Origin of the sequence: Achromobacter sp. AONIH1 (assembly GCF_002902905.1) — a bacterium.
In the GTDB taxonomy this organism is placed as follows: domain Bacteria; phylum Pseudomonadota; class Gammaproteobacteria; order Burkholderiales; family Burkholderiaceae_B; genus Achromobacter.
The window spans coordinates 6,362,276-6,376,969 of sequence record NZ_CP026124.1 but is presented as its reverse complement, the minus strand read 5'-3'; the positions used below and the strand labels follow the sequence as shown (position 1 = coordinate 6,376,969).

15 protein-coding genes are annotated in these 14,694 nt (G+C 69.2%); 8 read left to right on the top strand and 7 right to left on the bottom strand.

Going from position 1 to position 14,694, the window contains the following annotated elements; all coding sequences use genetic code 11:
* The first annotated feature begins 11 nt into the window (after window positions 1-11).
* Together C2U31_RS29115 and C2U31_RS29110 are read left to right on the top strand one after the other, a co-directional pair.
* Window positions 12-1,334, top strand: coding sequence for an MFS transporter (locus C2U31_RS29115; RefSeq protein WP_103275970.1), 1,323 nt, complete (start codon window positions 12-14; stop codon window positions 1,332-1,334).
* 34 nt (window positions 1,335-1,368) lie between these two features.
* Window positions 1,369-2,070 (top strand): SDR family NAD(P)-dependent oxidoreductase, encoded by a 702-nt coding sequence (locus C2U31_RS29110; RefSeq protein WP_103275969.1) that lies wholly within the window; start codon window positions 1,369-1,371, stop codon window positions 2,068-2,070.
* 3 nt (window positions 2,071-2,073) lie between these two features.
* Here the strand turns inward: C2U31_RS29110 and C2U31_RS29105 are convergent, their stop codons facing one another.
* The 3 genes from C2U31_RS29105 to C2U31_RS29095 form a co-directional block, all read right to left on the bottom strand.
* Window positions 2,074-2,829, bottom strand: coding sequence for an amino acid ABC transporter ATP-binding protein (locus C2U31_RS29105; protein ID WP_103275968.1), 756 nt, complete (start codon window positions 2,827-2,829; stop codon window positions 2,074-2,076).
* The gene (locus C2U31_RS29100) at window positions 2,826-3,485 is read right to left on the bottom strand and encodes an amino acid ABC transporter permease (protein WP_103276637.1); all 660 of its coding nucleotides are present in this window, start codon (window positions 3,483-3,485) and stop codon (window positions 2,826-2,828) included. The genes C2U31_RS29105 and C2U31_RS29100 overlap by 4 nt, the downstream gene beginning before the upstream one ends.
* Window positions 3,486-3,590: 105 nt before the next feature.
* Entirely contained in the window at window positions 3,591-4,373 is a 783-nt protein-coding gene (locus C2U31_RS29095; RefSeq protein ID WP_103275967.1) for an amino acid ABC transporter substrate-binding protein, read from the bottom strand.
* A gap of 228 nt (window positions 4,374-4,601) precedes the next feature.
* On the opposite strand from C2U31_RS29095, the gene C2U31_RS29090 reads away from it, so the two are divergent.
* Both C2U31_RS29090 and C2U31_RS29085 read left to right on the top strand, forming a co-directional pair.
* Entirely contained in the window at window positions 4,602-5,648 is a 1,047-nt protein-coding gene (locus C2U31_RS29090; RefSeq protein WP_103275966.1) for a P1 family peptidase, read from the top strand.
* An 85-nt stretch (window positions 5,649-5,733) separates the two neighbouring features.
* A complete protein-coding gene (locus C2U31_RS29085) occupies window positions 5,734-6,366 on the top strand; it encodes a hemolysin III family protein (protein WP_103275965.1) in 633 nt (210 codons plus the stop codon).
* Window positions 6,367-6,420: 54 nt separating this feature from the next.
* Here C2U31_RS29085 and C2U31_RS29080 read toward each other — a convergent pair whose 3' ends face one another.
* Window positions 6,421-6,894: an Lrp/AsnC family transcriptional regulator gene (locus C2U31_RS29080; RefSeq protein ID WP_103275964.1), complete on the bottom strand. Its 474-nt coding sequence runs from the start codon at window positions 6,892-6,894 to the stop codon at window positions 6,421-6,423.
* A gap of 140 nt (window positions 6,895-7,034) precedes the next feature.
* Between C2U31_RS29080 and kynU the strand changes: the two genes are divergently transcribed.
* Window positions 7,035-8,285, top strand: a complete 1,251-nt coding sequence (gene kynU, locus C2U31_RS29075; RefSeq protein ID WP_103275963.1) for a kynureninase — start codon at window positions 7,035-7,037, stop codon at window positions 8,283-8,285.
* Between the two features lie 73 nt (window positions 8,286-8,358).
* Window positions 8,359-9,765: an amino acid permease gene (locus C2U31_RS29070; protein WP_103275962.1), complete on the top strand. Its 1,407-nt coding sequence runs from the start codon at window positions 8,359-8,361 to the stop codon at window positions 9,763-9,765.
* On the opposite strand, the gene C2U31_RS29065 is transcribed toward C2U31_RS29070, so the two are convergent.
* A complete protein-coding gene (locus C2U31_RS29065) occupies window positions 9,713-10,666 on the bottom strand; it encodes a LysR substrate-binding domain-containing protein (protein ID WP_103275961.1) in 954 nt (317 codons plus the stop codon). The genes C2U31_RS29070 and C2U31_RS29065 overlap by 53 nt on opposite strands.
* A gap of 98 nt (window positions 10,667-10,764) precedes the next feature.
* On the opposite strand from C2U31_RS29065, the gene C2U31_RS29060 reads away from it, so the two are divergent.
* On the top strand, window positions 10,765-11,892 hold the full coding sequence (locus C2U31_RS29060; protein WP_103275960.1) for a pyridoxal-phosphate dependent enzyme: 1,128 nt from the start codon (window positions 10,765-10,767) through the stop codon (window positions 11,890-11,892).
* Window positions 11,893-11,907: 15 nt separating this feature from the next.
* Here C2U31_RS29060 and C2U31_RS29055 read toward each other — a convergent pair whose 3' ends face one another.
* Window positions 11,908-12,822: a LysR substrate-binding domain-containing protein gene (locus C2U31_RS29055; RefSeq protein ID WP_103275959.1), complete on the bottom strand. Its 915-nt coding sequence runs from the start codon at window positions 12,820-12,822 to the stop codon at window positions 11,908-11,910.
* Window positions 12,823-12,940: 118 nt separating this feature from the next.
* On the opposite strand from C2U31_RS29055, the gene C2U31_RS29050 reads away from it, so the two are divergent.
* The gene (locus C2U31_RS29050) at window positions 12,941-14,251 is read left to right on the top strand and encodes an SLC13 family permease (RefSeq protein ID WP_103275958.1); all 1,311 of its coding nucleotides are present in this window, start codon (window positions 12,941-12,943) and stop codon (window positions 14,249-14,251) included.
* Here C2U31_RS29050 and C2U31_RS29045 read toward each other — a convergent pair.
* On the bottom strand, window positions 14,223-14,645 hold the full coding sequence (locus tag C2U31_RS29045) for a VOC family protein (RefSeq protein ID WP_103275957.1): 423 nt from the start codon (window positions 14,643-14,645) through the stop codon (window positions 14,223-14,225). The two genes, C2U31_RS29050 and C2U31_RS29045, sit on opposite strands and share 29 nt — an antisense overlap.
* Window positions 14,646-14,694 lie beyond the last annotated feature (49 nt).

The following is a 14,694-nucleotide window of genomic DNA, read 5'->3' as shown; positions in this document are numbered from 1 at the left end:
AGGAGACAACCATGCTGCGAAACGAAGACATAGCGGGGGCGACGCAGGCGGTCGCCCTGTTCAGGAACCGGGTGCTGCCGCTGCTGTTCGCGGGCTACCTGCTCAATTTCCTCGACCGCACCAATATCAGCTATGCCCAGCTGCAGATGGGCGCCGACCTGGACATTTCGCTGGCCGCCTACGGCCTGGGCGCGGGCCTGTTTTTCTTCGGCTACGCCAGCGTCTGCGTGCCGGCCAACCTCGCGCTGCAGCGCTTCGGCGTCCGGCGCTGGCTGGCTTTCATGTTCTTGGCCTGGGGGCTGGTGTCCTGCCTGATGGCGGCGCTGCAGGGCGTGAAGTCGTTCTACGTGTTGCGATTCCTGCTCGGGGTCGCCGAGGGCGGCTTCATCCCCGCCGTGAACTTCTACCTGGCATCGTGGATTCCGCCGCGTTTTCGCAGTCGGATCAACGCGGTGTTCATCATGGCGCTGCCGCTGGCCATGATATTCGGCGGCCCGCTGGCGGGCGTCCTGCTGAAGATCGATCTGGGCATGCAGGGCTGGCGCTGGCTGTTCCTGCTGGAGGGCCTGCCGACCGTGCTGCTGGGCCTGCTGATCCTGCGCTTGCTGCCGGCCTCGCCCGAGGAAGCTCATTGGCTGAGCGACGCGCAGCGGCGCGGCCTGCGCGCCGTGATGGAGGCCGAGGCCGCGCCGCGCCAGCCGGCCGGCAGCCTGCCCTGGACCCACGGCTTCGCCGTGTTCCGCCAGCCCTTGCTGTGGGGCCTGCTGCTGATCCTCCTGAGCGCCTATGCGGCCACCTTCGCGCTGGCGTACTTCCTGCCGACCATCCTGAAGAACCTGTACGGCATCACGCCGCTGGAAATCGGCGCGCTGCTGATGATCCCGAACGTGGTGGCGCTGGCCTTCAGCTATGTGGTCGGACACAGCAGCGAACGCAGCGGCGACATCCGCTGGCACCTGGCCGTGGTCTGTTTGATCGGCAGCGGCGGCTTCCTGCTGCTGCCCGTCGCGGCGACCGTGTCGCTGGCGCTGTTCCTGGCCGCGGTGTCCATCATCACCGGCTACACCATCGCCTACTACGGGCCGCTGAACACGGCGCTGCAGAACCGCATCGGCGCCCATGCCGGGCCGCTGGCGCTGGTCACGACCATCGGCTCGCTGGGCGGCTTCTTCGGCCCGACCCTGACCGGCTGGGTCATGCAGGCGACCGGCGGGCAGTGGACGCTGGCAGCGCGGATATTCGCGCTGACGACGCTGGCCAGCGCCGCGCTGGCGATCGTCTGCGTGCGCAATCTCGGCGGCGCGCGTCGGGCGGCCGCGCCATCGCGCGCCTGAACACGCGCTTCGGAACAGACAAGGAGACAGGACCATGAGCAAGGATCAAACCCGGATCGCCGTCGTCACCGGCGGCGCCAGCGGCATCGGCGAGGAGTGCGCGCGCCAGTTGCGCGACCAGGGCTGGCGCGTCGTCGTGTGGGACCGCCATGCGACTGACGGCGAGCCGACGGTGGACGTGGCCGACTACGCCTCGGTGGCGGCCGCCGCGTCCCGGCTCGACGGCGTCGACCTGCTGATCAACGCCGCCGGCATCGCCGGCAGCCGCGATCCGGTCGGGCGCAAGGATCCCGCCGAATGGGCCCAGGTGATGGCGGTCAACCTGAACGGCACGTTCCACTGCGCGCATGCGCTGTACGAGGCGCTGCGCGCGCGCGGCGGCGTGGTGGTCAACATCGCGTCGGTGGCGGGCATGGTGATGATGAAGGGCCGCGCCCACTACGCGGTGTCGAAGGCGGGCGTGGCGACCTTGACGCGCTCGCTCGCCAATGAGTGGGCCGAGGACGGCATTCGCGTGATCGCCGTGGCGCCGGGCTACGTCAAGACGCCGATGATCCAGCGGTCGATCGAGGCGGGCGAACTGGACGAGCGCAAGCTGGCGGCCATGCATCCGCTGAACCGGCTGGCCACGACCCAGGAGATCGCCGCGGCCATGATCGCGCTGGCCCAGCCGCCGTTCCTGTTCATGACCGGCGCGGTCGTCACCATCGACGGCGGCATGACGCTGGGCAAGTAGGCCTCAGCCGCCCGCTTCCTGCGTCAGGGTGGAGATGAAGGCGGCCGTGCGCGGGTCGCGCGGCTGCGTGAACACGGTCTTGGACGAGCCGGATTCGATCACCGCGCCGTCCAGCAGGAACACCACTTCGCGCGACACGCTGGCGGCCAGGCGCAGGTCGTGCGTGGCCATCAGCATGGTCATGCCTTCTGCGGCCAGCTGGCGCAGCACCTCGACCACCTCGGCGGCCAGGCCTGGGTCCAGCGCCGAGGTCGGCTCGTCGCACAGCAGCACGCGCGGCGCCGGCGCCAGCGCGCGGGCGATGGCCACGCGCTGCTGCTGGCCACCGGACAGGTTGGCCGGCCAGGCGTCGGCCTTGTCCTGCATGCCGACCTTGCGCAGCAGCTCCTCGGCGCGCGCGCGGGCGCGGTCGGCGGACCATTTCTGCACCGTGACCAGCCCTTCCATGACGTTGCCGATCACGGTCTGGTGCGGGAACAGCTGGAAGTTCTGGAACACCATGCCGGTCTGCTTGCGCACGCGCAGCACCTGCTCGCGACCCAGTTTCTGGCCGGGCTGGAAATGCACGGTCTCGGGGCCGATGGACAGCGTGCCCCGGTCGGGCGTCTCCAGCAGGTTCACGCAGCGCAGCAGCGTGCTCTTGCCGCTGCCCGACGGGCCGATCAGCGCGGTCACGCTGCCTTCGGCGATGGCGACATCCACTTTCTTGAGGACGGGATTGCCGCCGAAGGCTTTCTCGATCTTTTCCAGGCGGATCATCGATTCTTCTCGGAAAACACGGCATGCTGGCCGAAGCGCCGCTCCAGGCGGACCTGCAGGGCCGACAGGACGGAACTGAACGCCAGGTAGATCAGCGCCGCCTCGGTGTAGAGGATCAGCGGTTCATAGGTGACGGCGGCGATGCGCTGGGCGGCCTGGAAGATCTCGGGCACCGTCAGCACCGCGGCCAGCGAGGTGTCCTTCACCAGCGAGATGAAGGAGTTCGACAGCGGCGGCACCGCCACGCGCGCGGCCTGCGGCAGGATGGTGCGGCGCAGGGCCTGCGCGCGCGTCATGCTCAATGAGTACGCGGCTTCCCACTGGCCCTTGGTGATCGATTCGATGGCTGCGCGGATCACCTCGGAGTTGTAGGCGCCCACGTTCAGCGTGAAGCCGATCAGCGCGGCGGGCAGCGGATCCAGCACGATGCCGGCGCTGGGCAGGCCGTAGAAGATCACGAACAGCTGCACCAGCAGCGGCGTGCCGCGCACCAGCCAGACATAGAAGCGCACCACGGCCACCAGCGGCGCCGGGCCGAACAGCCGGATCAGCGCCACCACGAAGGCCAGCGCCAGGCCCAGCGCGAACGAGGCCAGCGTCAGCGGCACCGTGAACACCAGGCCGGCGTGCAGCAGCGGCCAGAACGAGTCCGCCATCAGCTGCGCCCAGGCCGGCGCCGCCCAGCCATTGATCTGCGCCAGCAGCGCGTCGGGCAGGGCGGCCTGCAACCAGGTGGGTAGCGTCATGGGCGGACCCGCGGCTTACTGCGCCGACACGTCGGTGCCGAAGTACTTGACCGAGATGGTCTTGTAGGTGCCGTCGGCCTTGATGTCGGCCAGCGCCTTGTTGATGGCGGCGACCAGCTCGGGGTTGCCCTTGCGCAGCAGCACGCCCGAGCTGCTGAACTCGGCGGCTTTGTCGGTGGCGGCGATCTTGACCTTGGCGTTGGGCTTCTGCTTCTTGAAGTCCAGGTACGACAGGTTGTCGTTGACCGTGGCTTCGACGCGGCCCGAGGTCAGCAGGTCGATGGATTCGTTGAAGCCCTGCACGGCGACCAGATCGGCGCCGTGGCGCTGCGCCAGCTTGCCGAAGTTGCTGGTCAGCGTGTTGGCGGACTTGCGGCCCTTCAGGTCCTCGAAGGACTTGATGGTGGTATTGTCGTCACGCACGATCAGCACCGCGGCGGACGAGATGTAGGGATCCGAGAAATCGTATTTGGCTTTGCGCGCGTCGGTGATGCCGACCTGGTTGATGACCGCGTCGTAGCGCTTGGCGTCCAGGCCGGCGATCAGGCCGTCCCACTTGCCTTCGACGAATTCGGCCTTCACGCCCAGGCGCTGCGCGATGGCGCGGCCGATGTCCACGTCGAAGCCGACCAGCTGGCCCGATGCCTCGTGAAAGGTGAAGGGGGCGTAGGTGCCCTCGGTGCCGAACTTGAGCACGCCGGCGGACTTGATCTGGTCCAGGCCCGACTGGGCGTGGGCGGCGGAGAGGGCGGCGACCTGGACCAGGCCGGCGACGAACAGCGTACGGAAGAGTTTCATTGGCGATGCTCCACGGGTATGGGGGCCTGGAGGAGCGACCTGTGGTTCAGGGCGCACTCCAGCGTAGCCGCACTCTAACAACGCGTCTATTTTTCCACAAAGCATAAGAAATAGTGAAAATATAACTTCCAGATATAACGAAAATCTCCGGAAACCCGGCTTTCCGGAGCCACGCAGGCAGCACCCCAAGGAGACGATGTGGAACAGCGATTGAACAGGAGGAAGTTCATGATGGCGGCGGCAGGCGCGGCCGCGCTGGCGGGCAGCGTGCCCGCGCAGGGCGGGGGAGGACTACGGCTGACGCCGGGCGGCGGGTCCATCACCCAGGTGCCGGGGCTGAAGGTCGGGCACTACACGGATACGCGGCGGCCGACCGGCTGCACGGTGATCATCGCCGAGGCCGGCGCCACGGCGGGCGTGGACGTGCGCGGCGCGGCGCCCGGCACGCGCGAGACCGACCTGCTCAATCCGTCCAACATGGTCGAGAAGGTCCACGCCGTGATGCTGGCCGGCGGCAGCGCGTTCGGCCTGGACGCGGCCGGCGGCGTGATGCGCTACCTGGAAGAACGCAAGATCGGTTTCGACGTGGGCGTGGCCCATGTACCCATCGTGCCGGCGGCGATCCTGTTCGACCTGGGCGTGGGCGACGCCTCGGTGCGGCCGGACGCGGCGGCGGGCTATCAGGCCTGCAAGTCCGCGAGCGCCGGCCCAGTCCAGGAAGGCAACGTCGGCGCCGGCGCCGGCGCCACGGTGGGCAAGCTGTACGGTCCGCAGCGCGCCATGAAGGGCGGCATCGGCAGCGCGTCGCTGACGGTCGGCGGCGTGACGGTCGGCGCGCTGATCGCGGTCAACGCGGTCGGCGACGTGCTCGATCCATCCAACGGCCGCATCCTGGCCGGCGCGCGCACGGCGGACGGGCGCGCCTTGCTGGACACGCGCGCGGCGATCCTGGCGGGCGACCTGCCCAAGTCCATGCGCGCCGGCGCGGCCACCACCATCGGCGTGGTGGCCACCGACGTCAAGCTGACCAAGGCCCAGGCGCAGAAGATGGCGCAGATGGCGCACGACGGGCTGGCCCGCACCATCAATCCCATCCACACCATGCTGGATGGCGATACGATCTTCGCGCTGGGCACGGGCGTGTCGGACAAGGCCGCCAACGTGATGCTGCTGGGCGTGCTGGCCGCCGAGGCCACGGCGCTGGCGGTGCAGCGCGCGATCCTGGCTGCGCGCGCGATCGAGGGTTATCCGGCGGCGGTGGATTTCATCGGCTGAACCGCGGCCTCCCGCTGACTTCGCCCTGTCACACACCTGCGTCAGCATGACCAGGCGCCGGCAGCGCGCCGGCGGGAGGCCATGCATGTACAAGGGTGAACGATTCAACGGCGCGACCCACCTGGCCGGCCTGGGGCTGGCCGTGGCCGCGTCGGGCGCGCTGCTGTCGCGGGCCGCCACGGTCCAGGCCGACGCGGTGCAGCTGACCGCCTGCGCGGTGTTCGCGGCGTCGATGATCGCCGTGTATGCCTCGTCCGTGCTGTTCCATTGGACGCGCGGACGGCGCAAGGCCTTCTGGGCCAAGGCCGATCATTGCGCCATCTATCTGCTGATCGCCGGCACCTACACGCCGCTGGCCTTCGTGCCCGAGCCCGACGGCATGTCCATGGCGGCCGGCGCGGGCATCTGGCTGCTGGCCCTGGCCGGCATCGCCCGCGAGCTGTGGTGGTCGTCGCGTGGCGCGTCGCCGGCGCTGCCGTTGTACCTGGGCATGGGCTGGCTGGGCGTGGCCTTCGCCATCCCCATCGCCGGGTCGCTGTCGACGGCGGGCCTGGCCTGGCTACTGGCCGGCGCGGCGGTCTATTCCGCGGGCACCGTGTTCTACGCCAACAGCAGGCGCTGGCCGCACGCGCACGGCATCTGGCATCTGTTCGTGATGGGCGGCACGGCCTGCCACTTCGTCACGGTGTTCGGCTTCCTGCGCCAGGGCATCGTCTGAGCCCGGGATGCCGCCGGGCGCGAGACCGGGCAGGGTGGTGAGCCGGGCAGTGCGCTAGCGCCAGCCCGCCAGCGGCAGCATGCCGCTGCGGTCCTTCACCTTGCGCATGACCAGGTGCGAGCAGATGTCGCGCACGCCGGCGATCTTGCTCAGCTTGTCTTCCACGAATTGCGAGAAGGCCGACAGGTTGCGCGCGCGCACCGTGAGGATGTAGTTGGACGCGCCGGTCACGATGCTGGCCTCGGTGATTTCGTCGTAGAGCGCGATGCCGGCCAGGAACTCCTCGTGCCAGCCGCTGCGCGACTGGTCCAGCGCGACGTGGACGATGGCTTCCAGCTCGAAGCCCAGTTTCTCGGCGTCCAGCACGGCGCGGTAGCGCTTGATCAGTCCGCCTTCCTCCAGCGCCCGGACGCGGCGCAGGCAGGCCGATGGCGACAGCGATACCTGCTCGGCCAGGTCCTGGTTGCTGATCTGGCTGTTCTCCTGGAGGCGGCTCAGGATGCGCCGGTCTATCGCGTCGATCTGCATCGTGCAATCCAATTCGAATATTTTATATGGAACGCAATTTACTGCGAAATACTAGGGTAAGCCACGCCTGGATTTGCAACTTTTCGGCGGAAGGGCGCTGCTAGTATGTACGCAGAATTTTCGTCTCCAGGAGTGTTTTCATGCATACCCGCGAAGCCTGCGTCGCCGCAGACCGCCTCGACCCGCTGGCATCCATCAAGAACCAGTTCGACCTGCCACCCGGCGTGATCTACCTGGATGGCAACTCGCTGGGCGTACTGCCCAGGACCGCGGCGGCGCGCGCCGCCGACGTGATCGGCAAGGAATGGGGCGCGGGCCTCATCCGCAGCTGGAACACGGCCGGCTGGTTCGACCTGCCCGCCCGCCTGGGCGACAAGCTGGCGGGCCTGATCGGCGCCGGCAAGGGCGAGGTCGTCATCACCGACACCACCTCGCTGAACATCTTCAAGGCGCTGGCCGCCGCGCTGCGCATCCAGCAGCAGGCCAGGCCGGGCCGCCGGGTGATCCTGTCCGAGCGCGACAACTTCCCGACCGACCTGTACATGATCCAGGGCCTGATCGACCTGCTGCAGCAGGGCTACGAGATGCGCCTGATCGATGACGAGCTGCCGCTGGAACAGGCGCTGGACGATTCTGTGGCCGTGGTGCTGCTGTCGCACGTCAACTATCGCAGCGGCCAGATGCACGACATGCGCGCGGTGACGGCGCTGGCGCACGAGCGCGGCGCGCTGACGATCTGGGACCTGGCGCACGCCGCCGGCGCGGTGCCGGTGGACCTGCAGGGCGCCAAGGCCGACTTCGCCGTGGGTTGCACCTACAAGTACCTCAATGGCGGCCCCGGCGCGCCGGCCTTCATCTGGGTGGCGCCGCGCCACACCGACAATTTCTGGCAGCCGCTGACCGGCTGGTGGGGGCACCAGCGCCCGTTCGACATGACCGTGGCCTACGAGCCGGCCGGCGGCATCCGCCGCTACCTGTGCGGCACGCAGCCCATCGTCTCGCTGTCGCTGGTCGAATGCGGCCTGGACATCGCCCACGCCGCCGGCATCGACGAAGTCCGCAAGAAGTCGCTGGCGCTGGGCGATCTGTTCATCGCGCTGGTCGAGGAACGCTGCGCCGGCCATCCGCTGACGCTGGCCACGCCGCGCGAGCACGCGCTGCGCGGCAGCCACGTCAGCTTCCGCCACCCGAACGGTTTCGAGGTCATGCAGGCGCTGATCGCGCGCGGCGTGATCGGCGACTACCGCGAGCCCGAGGTGCTGCGCTTCGGCCTGACGCCGCTGTACCTGGGCCACGCCGATGTCTGGGACGCCGTCGAGGTCCTGAAGGATGTGCTCGATACCCGCGCCTGGGACAAGCCCGAGTTCAAGCATCGCGCCGCCGTGACCTGAGCACGGCGCCGGCACGGACCACGCAGGCCCCCGCAGAGGGGCCGCGCCCGCACAACAACACAAGGAGGAAGACATGTCGCAACCGCAAGGATTCGGCCGCATCGCCGAACGCGAGCAAGGCCTGAAGCGGCGCCTGAGTTCCGGCCAGATGAGCATGATCGCCATCGGCGGGGCCATCGGCACCGGCCTGTTCCTGGGCAGCAAGTTCGCCATCGGCTTCGCCGGCCCCAGCGTGCTGATCAGCTACGCCATAGGCGGGCTGATCACGCTGCTGTTGATGGGCTGCCTGGCCGAGATGACGGTGGCGCATTCCACCTCTGGCTCCTTCGGCGCCTATGCCGAACACTACATCGGCCCGCTGGCCGGCTTCCTGGTGCGCTATGCCTACTGGTCCTGCGTGGTGCTGGCGGTCGGCACCGAGGTCACCGCGGTGGCCGAGTACATGAAGTTCTGGTTTCCCTCGGTGCCCGGCTGGCAGTGGGTCTGCGTGTTTTCGGCCGCGCTGATCTTCATCAACGCCATGAGCGTGAAGGCCTTCGGCACGGTGGAATACTGGTTCTCGACCATCAAGGTCAGCGCCATCGTCGCCTTCATCGTGCTGGGCGCCTATGTGGTCTGGGGCAGCCCGGAGCACGGCGTGGCGCAGTACACCGCGCATGGCGGCTTCTTTCCCAACGGCGTCTGGGGCATGTGGGTCGCGGTGGTGATCTCTATCTTCAGCTACCTCAGCGTGGAGATGATCGCGGTGGCGGCCGGCGAGGCCGAGGATCCGGAGCGGGCCGTGAAGCAGGCGTTCCGCGCCACCATCGTGCGCCTGGTGGTGTTCTACCTGCTGACGCTGGCGCTGATCCTGGCCATCGTGCCCTGGGACCAGGCCGGCAAGGGCGGCAGTCCCTTCGTCAAGGTGATGCAGGCCGTGGACATTCCCTATGCGGCCGGCGTGATCAACTTCATCGTGCTGGTGGCGGCGCTGTCGGCCATGAACAGCCAGCTCTACATCACCACCCGCATGATGTTCAGCCTGTCGCGCGCCGGCCATGCGCCGGCCGCGCTGGGCCGGCTTACGCGCGGCGGCACGCCGCTGAACGCGCTGCTGCTGTCGACCAGCGGCATCGCCATCGCCACGGTGCTGAACGTGCTGTATCCGGAGACCTCGTTCACGCTGATGATGGCCATCTCCATGTTCGGCGCGCTGTTCACCTGGATGATGATCTTCGTCACGCACTATTTCTTCCGCCGTCGCTGGGCGCGCGAGGGCGGGGCGCGGCTGTCGTTCCGCATGCCGGGCTTTCCGGCGCTGACGCTGCTGGGGGCGCTGGCCATGCTGGCGATCCTGCTCACCACCTACTTCACGTCGGTGTTCAAGATGACGCTGGTGTTCGGCGTGCCCTTCCTGTTGGCGCTGTCGGCGCTGTATTACCTGCTGTTCAGGAAGCGTGGCGAGCGGGCGGCGTTGCGGGCGGGGCTGGAGCGTCCATGAGGCCTGCGCCGGCCTGGCGCAAGGCGGCCAGCATGGCGCGGGCGCGGGCCGGCAAGGAGCGCGATGCGTACACGGCGTGGACCTGGGGCGACACGCCCCGGGCCGAGGTCACGGTATAGGCCGGACACACGCGCACCAGCGTGCCGCGTGCGATTTCCGGCAGCGCGGCCCAGTCCGCCAGCCGCGCCACGCCCGCGCCTGCCAGCGCCAGCGCCATCAGGCTGCTGCCAGTGCTGACGCGCAGGGCCGGCTCCGCGCGCAGGCGCTGGATGCTGCCCTCGCCGCGCAGGTGCCAGTCCTTGAGCACGCGCGGGCCGGTGTGCATGATGAGGCGGTGGCGCACCAGGTCTTCCGGTTCGCGCGGCAGTCCCATGCGCGCCACGTAGTCCGGGCTGGCGCATAGCAGTCGCTCATAGGGCCACAGGCGCGCGCCCAGCAGCTCGCTGGAGGCGGGAAAGCCGCCGCGAACGGCGAAGTCCAGTCCTTCGGCGATCGGATCCACCCATTTGTCGGTATAGCTGATGTCGATGCGCACGTCGGGGTAGTCCTCGGCATAGCGCCGCAGCACGGCCGGCAGCAGCGCCACGCCCAGCAGGTCGGGCGCGGAAAAGCGCAGCCGGCCCTGGGCGCCGCGCTGCGTCTCGCGCAGCGCTTCGCGCGCGCTTTCTTCCAGGCGCAGCATGTCGCGCGCCGACTCGACATAGCGCTCGCCCTGCGGCGTCAGCGTCACGCTGGTCTTGCTGCGCGTCAGCAGTTGCGCGCCCAGCTGGCGCTCCAGCGCCTGCACCGCCCGTGTTACGGCGCTGGGCGAGGCGCCCAGCGCGCGGGCGGCCAACACGAAGCTCTGGCGTTCGGCCACGGCGCAAAAGACCTGGTGTTCCCATAGCGGCCCACGTTCCATGGCGCCTCCTTGATTGCGGATATCGCAACATGATATTGCAACGCCAGACGATCCGGCGCGCCTAGACTGCGGCCATCGACATTATTCGGCCGCACGCCATGAACGAACCGCATTACTACGATCCCCAGACCGGCGCCCGCTACGCGCTGGACGAGCCGCGCTGGTGTTCCGACGCGCGCACGCCGCTGATGATCTCGCCGCTGGCCGGCATTTCGCGCGACGACATCGACACGCGCGCGCGTTCGCTGTGGCGCTACCGGGCCGCGTTGCCGCGCGTCATCGACGCGCCGGTCTCCATGGGCGAGGGCTGCACGCCCATGGCCGAGCGCGCCTGGGGCGCTCTGCGCCCGCATTTCAAGCTGGAGTGGTTCAACCCGACCTGCAGCTTCAAGGATCGCGGCGCGGCGGTGATGCTGTCCTGGCTGCGCCAGATCGGCATCGGCGCTGTCGGCGAGGACAGCTCGGGCAACGGCGGCGCGGCCATCGCGGCGTTCGGCGCGGCGGCGGGCATGGCGGTGACCATCTTCGCGCCGGCCTATGCCTCGCCGGCCAAGATCGCGCAGATCCGCGCCTTCGGCGCCGACGTGAGGCTGGTGGACGGGCCGCGCGAAGCCTCGCAGGACGCGGCCATCCGCGCATCAGGCGAGCTGTACTACGCCAGCCATAACTGGCAGCCCTTCTTCCTGCAGGGCACCAAGTCCATCGCCTACGAAATGTGGGAGGACTTCGGCTTCGAGGCGCCGGACAACGTGGTGATTCCGGCAGGCGCCGGCAGCAATGTGCTGGGCTGCGCCATCGGCTTCGCCGAGCTGCTGGCGGCCGGCCAGATCCGCCGGCTGCCGCGCCTGTTCGTGGCCCAGCCGCTGCATTGCTCGCCGGTGGACGCGAGCTTCCAGGCGGGCGCGGACACCCTGGTCGAGCGCCCGGTGCTACCCACGGTGGCCGAGGGCACGGCCATCCGCCAACCCTTGCGCCTGCGCGAAATGCTGCAGGCCGTGCGCGCCAGCGGCGGGCAGACCGTGGCGGTGCCCGAGGATGCGATCGTGGCCGCCGTGCGCAAGCTGGCCGCGATGGGGCTCTATGCCGAGCCGACCAGCGCGACGGCCGCCGCCGCGCTCGACATGCTGGCCGCGCGCGGCGCCATCGCGCAGACCGAACGCACGGTCGTGCTGCTGACGGGGTCGGGCCTGAAGGCCTCGCAGTTCATGACGGAGCTGTATTCGTAACGGCCTCGTCCGGGGCTAGCCGGCGGCCTGGCCCGCCGCGCCCTCGCTGTCCGCCAGCAAGTGGTCGAGCAGGCGGCAGGCGCGCGCGCTCAGGCCCTGGCGCGACTGCACGCAGATCAGCAGCTGGCGCGTGGCCCAGGCGTCGGACAGCGTCACCGCGCCTACGTCCAGCAGCCGGCTCATGCCGTGCGCCGTGCTTTCAGGAACGATGCCCACGCCCACGCCGGCCTGCACCAGCCGGCACATGGCGTCGAAGCTGCGCAGCTGCACGCGCAGCCTGATGGGCTTGCCCGCCACCAGGGCCTGGCGCGCCAGGAAGCGCTGCAGCGCGCTGCTGCGGTCCAGGCCGACGAAATCCTCGTCCAGCACCTCGCCGAAGGCGACCTGGGCGCGGCCGGCCAGCGCGTGTCCGCGCGGCACGATCAGGACGAAGCGGTCGCAGCGGTAGGGATGGGTTTCCAGCGCGCCGGTGTCCACCGTGCCCGCGACGATGCCGATGTCGGCCGAGCCGTCGGCGATGGCTTCGACGATCTCGTCGCTCAGCATCTCCTGCAGTTCGACGTTGATGCGCGGATGCGCGGCCAGGAAGCCGCTCAGCGCCTCCGGCAGGAAGGCGGTCAGCGCGTTGGTGTTGGACAGCACGCGCACCGAGCCGCCGAACTCGCCGGCGTAGCCGGACAGGTCGTCGCGCAGGCGCTCGGCCTGCGCCAGCATCAGGCGCGCGTGCGAGGCCAGTTTCTGGCCGGCCGGCGTGGGCGTGACGCCGTGGCGGCCGCGTTCCAGCAGCGGCGCGCCCAGCGAGGCTTCCAGGTTGCGGATGCGGGCGCTGGCGGCGGCCAGGGCCAGGTTGGCGCGGGCGGCGCCGTGCGTGATGCTGCCGGCCTGCACCACGTGCAGGAAGAGCGCCAGATCAGTCAGGTCGAAACGCATGCGTATCCGTTGCGTCAGCCTACGCCAGCCGTGTAGGCAGCCTGCGCCAATCGCGCATTTTCAGCGTCGTACAGGGTCCGTACACTGCGCCGATTCTTATTTTCGCCACGGTGGTTCCATGCATGCCTTAGTCTCCGGGTTTCCGATTCTACCCGCCGCCCTGACGGCGATCACGATCGCGCTATGGGCTTTTTCGCGCCTGCCGGAATACCTCACGGCGCTGCTGTTCTTCGGCGGCGCCATGGCGCTGGCGGCGGCGCCGCGCGAGGTGGTGTTCTCGGGTTTCGCCTCGGCCGCGTTCTGGCTGGTGCTCAGCGGCTATGTGCTGGGCCTGGCGCTGAAGTACACCGGCCTGGCCGACCGCATGGCCGGCCTGCTGTCGCGCCGCCTGGCAGGGGGCTACCTGACCGTGACGGCCGGCGTGGTCACGCTGACCTATCTGCTGGCCTTCGTCATGCCGTCGAACATGGGGCGCATCGCGCTGCTGATGCCCATCGTGCTGGCTTATGCCGACCGCATCGGCCTGGCGCCCGGCAGCCGTGGCCGCATCGGGCTGGCGCTGGCGGTGGGCTTCGGCACCTTCCAGTTGTCCACCTCCGTCCTGCCGGCCAACGTGCCGAACCTGGTCATGGCCGGCAGCATCGAGGGCAGCTACGGGCTGCAGCTGGGCTATCTGCCCTATCTGTGGCTGCACGCGCCGGTGCTGGGCATCCTGAAGGGCGTGCTGCTGACCTGTTGCATCGCCTGGATGTTCCGCGACACGCCCAGGCGCGCGGAGCAAGCCGCCGCCGCCGCGCCGCTGTCGGCCGCCGAGAAACGGCTGGGCTGGCTGCTGGCGCTGACGTTGCTGGGCTGGGTGACGGACAGTGTGCACGGCGTGTCGCCGGCCTGGATCGGGCTGCTGTCGGCCTGCGTCTGCCTGCTGCCCAAGGTGGGCTTCGTCAGCGGCGACCAGTTCGGCAAGGAAGTGAACTTTCGCACCGCCATCTATGTGGCGGGCATCCTGGGGCTGGCGGCGATGGTGGCTGACAGCGGGCTGGGGGGCATCATCGGCAAGGCGCTGCTGGCCTGGTTGCCGCTGTCGCCGGACGCGCCGATGCGCAGCTTTTTCTCGTTGGTGGGCTTGTCTGCGTTGCTGAACTTCGTGGTCACCGCCAATGGCGTGCCGGCGCTGTACACGCCGCTGGCCGAGACGCTGGCGCAGGCCTCGGGTTTTTCGCTGATGGCGGTGTTGATGGCGCAGGTGGCGGGCTACGCCACGGTGGTCATGCCGTACCAGGCCTCGCCCATCGTGGTGGCGATGGGCATGGGGCAGGTGCCGGCGCGCAGCGGCCTGGCCTTGAGCCTGGTCACCGCGCTGCTGTCGTTCGCGCTGCTGGTGCCGCTGGACTATCTGTGGTTCAGGCTCCTTGGAATGCTGGGATCGTGACCATGGCGTCGGGCTCGGCCGCCGGTTCTTCCCTGGGCGCGAAGACGCGCAGACGATGGCCGTCCGGGTCCAGCGCCACGAAGGTGCGGCCGAAGTCCATGTCGATCGGCGCCTGCAGGATGGGCAGGCCGCGCAGGCTCCAGTCGCGGTAGCGGTCGGCCAGGGCCTGGGTGTCCGGCACGGTGAAGGCCAGTTCGGTGGCGCCGCCCCGGCCGGCGGCGGCCGGTTCCACGGTGTAGCGCGACCACAGGCCCAGCATCAGGCCGGAGTCCAGCGCGAACAGCGCGAAGGTGGGCGAGCTTTCGACGGGCGGACGTTGCAGCAGCGCGCTGTAGAACGCCGCGCTGGCTTCGGGTTTTTCGACGTAGAGGATGAGAAAGTTCGTGTCGGACATGATGCGCTCCTGGCGGCGGATGGGACCTTGAGGTCGGTAGCGCAAGCTT

Excerpts from the sequence above, each read along its gene's own strand:
- C2U31_RS29060 (WP_103275960.1), top strand. The coding sequence starts at position 10,765 with ATGAACGAACCGCATTACTACGATCCCCAGACCGGCGCCCGCTACGCG.
- C2U31_RS29115 (WP_103275970.1), top strand. The coding sequence starts at position 12 with ATGCTGCGAAACGAAGACATAGCGGGGGCGACGCAGGCGGTCGCCCTG.
- C2U31_RS29065 (WP_103275961.1), bottom strand. The coding sequence starts at position 10,666 with ATGGAACGTGGGCCGCTATGGGAACACCAGGTCTTTTGCGCCGTGGCC.
- C2U31_RS29110 (WP_103275969.1), top strand. The coding sequence starts at position 1,369 with ATGAGCAAGGATCAAACCCGGATCGCCGTCGTCACCGGCGGCGCCAGC.
- C2U31_RS29050 (WP_103275958.1), top strand. The coding sequence starts at position 12,941 with ATGCATGCCTTAGTCTCCGGGTTTCCGATTCTACCCGCCGCCCTGACG.
- C2U31_RS29045 (WP_103275957.1), bottom strand. The coding sequence starts at position 14,645 with ATGTCCGACACGAACTTTCTCATCCTCTACGTCGAAAAACCCGAAGCC.
- C2U31_RS29085 (WP_103275965.1), top strand. The coding sequence starts at position 5,734 with ATGTACAAGGGTGAACGATTCAACGGCGCGACCCACCTGGCCGGCCTG.
- C2U31_RS29095 (WP_103275967.1), bottom strand. The coding sequence starts at position 4,373 with ATGAAACTCTTCCGTACGCTGTTCGTCGCCGGCCTGGTCCAGGTCGCC.
- C2U31_RS29090 (WP_103275966.1), top strand. The coding sequence starts at position 4,602 with ATGATGGCGGCGGCAGGCGCGGCCGCGCTGGCGGGCAGCGTGCCCGCG.
- C2U31_RS29100 (WP_103276637.1), bottom strand. The coding sequence starts at position 3,485 with ATGGCGGACTCGTTCTGGCCGCTGCTGCACGCCGGCCTGGTGTTCACG.
- C2U31_RS29070 (WP_103275962.1), top strand. The coding sequence starts at position 8,359 with ATGTCGCAACCGCAAGGATTCGGCCGCATCGCCGAACGCGAGCAAGGC.
- kynU (WP_103275963.1), top strand. The coding sequence starts at position 7,035 with ATGCATACCCGCGAAGCCTGCGTCGCCGCAGACCGCCTCGACCCGCTG.
- C2U31_RS29055 (WP_103275959.1), bottom strand. The coding sequence starts at position 12,822 with ATGCGTTTCGACCTGACTGATCTGGCGCTCTTCCTGCACGTGGTGCAG.
- C2U31_RS29080 (WP_103275964.1), bottom strand. The coding sequence starts at position 6,894 with ATGCAGATCGACGCGATAGACCGGCGCATCCTGAGCCGCCTCCAGGAG.
- C2U31_RS29105 (WP_103275968.1), bottom strand. The coding sequence starts at position 2,829 with ATGATCCGCCTGGAAAAGATCGAGAAAGCCTTCGGCGGCAATCCCGTC.